At 46.8% G+C, this 5,243-nt stretch carries 7 protein-coding genes; 2 read left to right on the top strand and 5 right to left on the bottom strand.

The window, feature by feature from the left end:
- Positions 1 to 436: 436 nt before the first annotated feature.
- From ACFOET_RS08200 to ACFOET_RS08220, 5 genes are all read right to left on the bottom strand, one after another.
- Positions 437 to 559, bottom strand: a complete 123-nt coding sequence (locus ACFOET_RS08200) for a hypothetical protein (RefSeq protein WP_379021440.1) — start codon at positions 557 to 559, stop codon at positions 437 to 439.
- Positions 560 to 651: 92 nt separating this feature from the next.
- Positions 652 to 1,056 (bottom strand): hypothetical protein, encoded by a 405-nt coding sequence (locus ACFOET_RS08205; protein WP_379021442.1) that lies wholly within the window; start codon positions 1,054 to 1,056, stop codon positions 652 to 654.
- Positions 1,053 to 1,865, bottom strand: coding sequence for a hypothetical protein (locus tag ACFOET_RS08210; protein ID WP_379021444.1), 813 nt, complete (start codon positions 1,863 to 1,865; stop codon positions 1,053 to 1,055). Before ACFOET_RS08210 ends, ACFOET_RS08205 begins: the two co-directional genes overlap by 4 nt.
- A 41-nt stretch (positions 1,866 to 1,906) precedes the next feature.
- A complete protein-coding gene (locus ACFOET_RS08215; RefSeq protein ID WP_379021446.1) occupies positions 1,907 to 2,731 on the bottom strand; it encodes a hypothetical protein in 825 nt (274 codons plus the stop codon).
- Between the two features lie 94 nt (positions 2,732 to 2,825).
- On the bottom strand, positions 2,826 to 3,794 hold the full coding sequence (locus ACFOET_RS08220) for a hypothetical protein (RefSeq protein ID WP_379021448.1): 969 nt from the start codon (positions 3,792 to 3,794) through the stop codon (positions 2,826 to 2,828).
- Positions 3,795 to 3,942: 148 nt separating this feature from the next.
- Here ACFOET_RS08220 and ACFOET_RS08225 point away from each other — a divergent pair, with 148 nt between their 5' ends.
- Entirely contained in the window at positions 3,943 to 4,221 is a 279-nt protein-coding gene (locus ACFOET_RS08225) for a transposase (RefSeq protein ID WP_379021450.1), read from the top strand.
- Positions 4,218 to 5,063 carry an IS3 family transposase gene (locus ACFOET_RS08230; protein WP_379021452.1) on the top strand — a complete coding sequence of 282 codons (846 nt, stop codon included), beginning with the start codon at positions 4,218 to 4,220 and terminating at the stop codon, positions 5,061 to 5,063. The genes ACFOET_RS08225 and ACFOET_RS08230 overlap by 4 nt, the downstream gene beginning before the upstream one ends.
- Positions 5,064 to 5,243 lie beyond the last annotated feature (180 nt).

Here is a 5,243-nt window from a genome sequence, read left to right on the forward strand (position 1 = left end):
CGCGCAGCCGATCGGCAATGCATATACATACAACGCCATACTGGCTCCAGCACGGTGTAAGCTCGTCTCACACAACCGCTGCCTGCGTTGCAAAAGCCTGATATCATACTACTTGATTATCCTCCAGGTTTAGGCTATTGCTTTTCGATTATTCCCCGATTGGTTGGTTTCTTGTCGTTATACCAAATTATGCTTACACAACAAAAATAGAAAACGAATCCAATAAAACAAATGAATATGTATTTTTTGCAATTCGTCTGTCGGTGGCCCCAGTGAAAGCCTCCATTGCTATGAAAACCAAACATCAGTTCGTGTTTCACCAGGATTATAAACAATGGCCGAATGTCCGGAGTTCCGTTACTGGAGTGTGTTGTTAACTTATTTACGGAGATTATTGGATTAGTTCCGCTTATAGACGGCTTGGCTTCCGATTCATTTATCGCTGTTTCATCGCTGATTTCAGCTCTGCAATTTCCTTGTTTTGAAGTTCGCTGGTTCGGTTCAGATTAATAATGTGCAGTGTCAGTTCCTCTACTTTTTTCAGTAGCAGCAGGTTCATCTCCGCTAGGTCTAGGCCGTCCCGCTGGATGTCGGCGGCCGAAGGGATTTCCAGAAGGTGCTTATGTTTTTTTACAAAAGCTTCTATTTTTTTTAGCGTGGGTAATTCGTAATCGGCTCAAAAACATAGTCCGGCACGGAGATGTCCGTTTTGACTTTAACCTCTTTGGCTAGAATATTACCGTTTACGGCAAGCTTGGCCTGGGGATTATTGGTACCGATGCCTACGTTATCCATCGCAACAATTTTTCCAGCCATAAGGCCCGTATACTGGCCGCTAGGAGCTGAATTCACAAGCATCAACCGGTTATTATTGCCATCATAATATGATTTAATGAAGGTCCCGTCATCGTAAGAAGCGCTATACGGATAAATAGTCAAGTAGCCGTTTGTGTGTTTAAGCACACCCTCAACTAGAGAGCCCTGGCCTATAAGCTCCATCGGATGATTAAAAGCTAGTATGAATATGATGGTTTGAATTATCTTTGAGTTTTTCATCGTTCGTTGGTATTAATTTTATTGACTTTTTGAAGAAGGTGCTTTATCTTACTCTCTTGTTCTGCGTTTTCTTTTTTGATGTCAATCAAATGCAGTGTTAGTTCCTCTACTTTTTCCAGCAACTTTCGGTTCATCTCGGCCAAGCCGATGCCGTTAGCCTCTGCTTCTTTCGCGGAAGGGATGCCTGGTAGGTACCCGTATGTATTGATATGGGATTCCAGTTCGGAAAGCGGCATCAGATCATAGTCTTCCTTAAAAACATAGTCCGGCCAGTTGGCCGTCTCGACCTTCACCTCCCGGGCACGGATGTTGCCGTTGACCGATAATTTTTCCTGAGGGGTCGCTGTACCGATGCCGACGTTGCCATTGTACTGAATCATAAATTTATCTTCAATACCAAAGCGTCCGACGTTAGTAACCGCTCTTACATTTCCTCCCCCAGATGGCAATGTACCAGTGTATAGCGTGGCGACTCGCCAACCGTAATTGTCGGAAAGCAGGCGCACGTCATTCACCGCGGCAGCAAAGTTGACCTCGATGTAACTGTTTGAGCCATCATCCGTGATGCGCACGGCGGTCCAATATTGTGTTGTCGGGCTATCAGAGTTGACGCGGATACCGGCACCCGAACTCCAATCATGAAACCAGTCGATAGTGGTTGTAATCGGTAGGTAGCTGCCGCCTTGGGTATATATCGTTACGCGGCCAAAACCCCTGCCTCCTGATCCGGACACGTGGGCAATTCGCTTCCATCCCATCGTGCCAGAATCGGCCGTCCCTGATGTCTGTGAGATGGTCACATTTGCCATCGAACACAACGTTATTAAAACTAAAAACTGTCTCATGGTATTTACTTCGTCTTTTTTTCTTCTAAATCCTTAATTCGTGCTTCAGCAGCTTGGACTCTTCCGATTAGTTCACCATTGGTTTTATTAAGCTGGATGATATGCAAAGTCAGTTCCTCTACTTTTTTCAATAGCAATAGGTTCATCTCGGCCAGGTTAAGGCCATCACGCTCGACATCCTTAGCGGAGGGGATGTCGGGCAAATGTTTGTGTTGTTTTACAAACGCTTCGACCTCGTTTAGTGCTGGTAACTTATAGCCGGGCTCAAACACATAATCTGGCACTGCGATATTCGTTTTAACTTTTACTTCTGTGGCGAGGATATTGCCATCTACCGCAAGCCTGGCTTGGGGATTGGTAGTGCCGATGCCTACGCTTCCGTCGCTCAGCATGGTCATGTAGCGCGTGGAATAACTTTGCCAGACAAATAGTGGCCTATGGTTTACCTTTCCGGTGGACAGTCGTGCATCAAACGCTACCACGGCATCAGTACCATTATCAACAGTACCATCTCCGATATTACCAGAAATGATCAACGCATAGCGATTATCGGAAGTCTTCGTTCCTATTATCGAAGGAATGAACTGCGCACTGACGCTTGTTCCGTTGTCTATCGTTAAGAAATCGTCGGGTGCATCAGAGATATGAAATTTCGCAAGATTTTCGGCACCTGCTTGCGCCGCTTTTTTTACCTCCAACAGCGATGTCGGCGTAGTGGTACCGATGCCGGCGTTTCCCGTATTTGTGAGCCTGTTGGTTTGTGCGCTGCATAAGGAAGCTGCCATCGAAATAAAGAACGGGATTAGTAGAAATCGTTTTGCGTAGTTCATTTGGTTTCAGTTTTTGTTAGAGGTTCTAATTGAATAACTCGGTGTTGCAAATCTTTCACCCTGATTGAAAAATCCTTATTCATGATACGTAATGTTATAGATGCGCTGTTTTTTCGATTAATTGGTCGATAGTTTCTTGTTGCTTCAAAATGTAAAGTGTTAATTCCTCCACTTTCTCTAGTAGCTTTCGGTTCATTTCGCCCAAGTCCACGCCGTTTTTATCGACTTCCTGCGCGGAAGGAATACCTGGTAAATGTCCGTGTTCTTTGATGTACGTTTCCAGTTCAGTGAGCGGACGAAGTTGATAATGAGGTTTGAAAACGTAGTCCGCCCATCCGTTGATCGTGACGTTGATTTCCTTCGCCGCTACTTTTCCGTCCACAGACAGCGTATAACCGGGCACTTTTTTATCCCCGATGGATACGCTGGTTTCTACGTTTAATTGACCGGATTTCGTTAATGTCATGCCATATCCATTGGTTTTCGAGCCCCAATAGAAGTTGCCGTTACTGTGGAAACCAAACATTAATTCGGTATCTTCTCCTGGATTATAGACAATGGCCGAATGCCCAGCGTTCTGTAACTGGAGCATGTTGTTGAAACCATTTACCGAGATGATCGGATTCGTTCCGCTTATAGATGCTCCTCCACCCCGGACATCTAATTTATACGCCGGGTTGGCAACGCCGACCCCAATATTGCCTTTGACAACGAGATCATTTTTACCAGGATTAGCATAGCTATATGAATCTGAAACAAGAATTCCTCCGGCTCTCAACCCCGATGCAGATGAACGCTCTTCCGAATTGAACAACGATAGATAACGATTCAGTTCTTGATTGGCCGTTCCAGTGAAAATCGCTGCATCCCCCCCATTTTCGATGACGATTCGTCCGCGAATATCTAGTAACGCAGTGGGGGAAGTAGTTCCAATCCCTACGTTTCCGGTTGGTTGAATCTGATTGGTTTGTGCATTGCACAGTACGACTACCGTTGTTAAAAATAATACAATTGCGAGGTGTTTATCAAACATGGCTTTATATATTTTGGTTTCTAAACGCATTAACCGACGGCATGCAATTCTACCATGCGGCACAGGGCGTCCCCTGCTCGCTAACCACACTGCACGTACAAAAGCCTGATATCTATAGTACTCCCCAATAATAGGGCAATAGATTAAAGGTAGAAAAATAACCGTAGATTTATTGACGATGAAGGTAAGCAGAAAGAAATTCAGTGCGGATTTCAAGGCAAAAGTGGCGATAGAAGCCCTTAAGGAACAGAAAACGATCCCGGAACTGGCCATCCAGTTCGATGTGCACCCCACGCAGATCCAGAGCTGGAAGAAGCAGTTCGTGGAAGAGGGCAGCCGGTTGTTCTCGGAGAAAGCGGTTGACACGAAGCGTCAGGACGCCGAAGAGGCGCGCCTGTACGAGCAGATCGGCAAGTTGCAGATGCAGAATGACTGGTTAAAAAAAAAGTTGCAGTGAGCTTCAGCGTTGCGGATAGGCGTATGATGGTTGGGAAAGGAGAATGCATGTGTATCAGCGAACAATGCTCGCTGCTGGGCATCCACCGTTCGGGGTTCTATTACGTTCCCTCCGGTGAAAGCGAAGTGAACCTGGAGCTGATGGAACTGGTGGACCGTTTCTTCCTTGAGCACCCGCACACGGGCGTTGTGGCCATGTGCGCCTACCTTTGCCTGAGGGAAGGGTATGCGGTGAATGTGAAGCGCATACGGCGCCTGATGCGCCTTATGGGGCTCATGGCGGTTTACCCGGGCAAGAGGCTGAGCATACCGGACAAAGGGCACCGCAAATACCCGTACCTGTTGCGGGACATGGTGATCAACCGGAATAACCAGGTCTGGGAAACGGACATCACCTATATCCCGATGAAGAAGGGGTTCATGTACATGATGGCCGTGATCGATGTCCACAGCCGCTATATCGTCCACTGGAGCGTCTCCAACACGATGGATGCGGCCTGGTGTACCCGGGTGATCCGGGAGGCCTTCGAGCTGTGCGGTGCACCGGATATCGTTAACACGGACCAGGGCAGCCAATATACGGCGTACGAGTTCCAGGAGGCATTATCGGGCAACGGTGTGCAGATATCAATGGACGGGAAAGGCAGGGCCCTGGATAACATTTTTATAGAAAGGTTCTGGCGCAGCCTGAAATACGAACATGTGTACCTGAAACCCGCCATGGAGGGGCTGGAGCTTTACCGGGGATTGCAGGTTTACATAGATTTTTACAATACGGGAAGGGGGCACGAGTCACTGGATCACAGGACCCCGGGGGGAAGTTATACACCGGCGGCGGCATGATCCACAAAGAAAAAAGAACCAAAAAAGAAAGAAAAGGCATGGAAATGTGGAAAACCCTACGGGTTTACGCACATTCGAGACTGTAAAATCAACTGTGTCAAGAGTTATAAAATGTTAACTTAGTCACAGTTTAAAATGAAAGAAAAGCAAGAAGAATTCGATTACGAGGAGATGAAAGCG

Source organism: Parapedobacter deserti, assembly GCF_042646065.1.
GTDB classification, from domain to species: Bacteria; Bacteroidota; Bacteroidia; order Sphingobacteriales; family Sphingobacteriaceae; genus Parapedobacter; species Parapedobacter deserti.